At 51.1% G+C, this 1,748-nt stretch carries 1 protein-coding gene; it reads left to right on the top strand.

The features are described from left to right. A partial coding sequence (locus tag ACNQO6_RS18365) for a type VI secretion system Vgr family protein (RefSeq protein WP_440209905.1) occupies nt 1-1,748 on the top strand: 1,748 nt, incomplete at both ends.

The following is a 1,748-nucleotide window of genomic DNA, read 5'->3' as shown; positions in this document are numbered from 1 at the left end:
GCCATTGATACCGTCACCGATCAGGGACAACTCAGCCGTGTCACAGGCATTATCACGCAAGCCTTGCAAGGCCAGTCGGATGGTAGTTTAACCCTCTATAAACTCACTTTAGAAGATCCAACGGCTTTGTGGAAACAACGCCGTAACAGCCGCGTGTTTATGAATAAAAGCGTGCGTGATGTGGTGGAAGTTGTCTTTAAAGAATGGCAGCAAAAAAGCCCCTTATTTGCCTCCAGCCTAACGTTGGACCTCAGTGGACTCAGTCAGGAGTACGATGTCCGCCCATTCGTGATGCAGTCCAATGAGAGCGACTATGACTTTCTCACCCGTTTGCTGCGTAGCGAAGGCATCAACTGGCTGGTGGATGAAGCAGAACGAACCGTTCCACAAAGTAGTGCTGCGATTCAGCCGCAAAAACTGCGTCTGATTGATGACAATAGCCAGTACCAAGCTTTAGAGCGTCGCCAGATCCGTTATCACCGCAGCAGTGCTACCGAACAATATGACAGCATGACCAGTCTGGTCGGACAACGCTCATTGCAACCCAGTGCAGTCCATGTACAACGCTGGCAAGCTGATGCACTGGAACAGGAAGACGGTGCAGGCAGTGTCCAAAGCACGCATAAGCACAGCGAACAACATGACAATGCCAGTCTGGGACTGGAACAGGCCTGGCATTTCTCTCCCGCTTGGATGCAAGACCTGAATGGTGAAGATGGTGCAACTGCATCGGGCAATGCCCAGATTGAAAAGCTCAATCAGAACCTCGGACAATACTACGATCTACAATCGAAACAGTTTGTGGCGAAGACCACCGTCCGTGACACCCATGTCGGGTACTGGTTTGAACTGGCAGAACACCCTGAAATTGATCAACACGATGGCAGTGATAAAGAATTCCTGATCACAGGCAAACAGTTCTACAACCAGAACAACTTGCCCAAAGATCTGCAGCAGCAGATTCATCAGCTATTGGCCCAAAGCAACTGGCAGCCAAGCCAACAAAGCAATGCAGAAGAGCGCCAAGCCAATCAGCTCATCCTGCAACGACGTAGCATCAAAACGGTTCCCGAATACAATCCATTACAACACCGTCCAGCCGCTTCACCACAACGTGCCAAAGTAGTTGGCCCAAGCGGCGAAGAAATCCACGTGGATGAATGGGGGCGGATTAAAGTCCGTTTTCTGTTTACCCGTAGTGAAGACCACAGCCACGATGGTGGTGCAGGGGCCAATGACAACGATACCGATTCAGCCTGGGTTGATGTACTGACCCCGTGGGCAGGAGAAGGCTATGGCGCACGCTTCCTGCCGCGTATCGATGAAATCGTAGTGATCGACTTCTTTGATGGCAATATCGACCGTCCATTTGTGGTTGGACGCATTCACGAAGCGCATCGTAGCCCGACCAAGTTCGACAATGCAGGCAAGCTACCAGACACCAAAAAACTGGCGGGGATCAAATCGAAAGAATATCAGGGCGAAGGCTTTAACCAGTTACGATTTGATGACACCACTGGACAAATCAGTGCACAACTACAAAGTAGTCATGCAGCCAGCCAGTTGAACCTAGGGAAGCTGAGCCATCCGAAAGCCACAGCGGAAAGCGAAGACCGAGGTGAAGGTTTTGAACTGCGTACCGACCAATGGGGTGCGGTACGTGCAGGCGAAGGCTTACTTGTTTCTACGCACAAGCAGGATCAAGCGCAAGGTGAACATCTGGATGCACAGCCTGCTAAACAGCAGCT

This window comes from Acinetobacter calcoaceticus (assembly GCF_051947995.1).
Taxonomy (GTDB): Bacteria; Pseudomonadota; Gammaproteobacteria; order Pseudomonadales; family Moraxellaceae; genus Acinetobacter.
The sequence above is the reverse complement of the archived record's forward strand: the minus strand, read 5'-3'. Positions and strand labels throughout refer to the sequence as shown.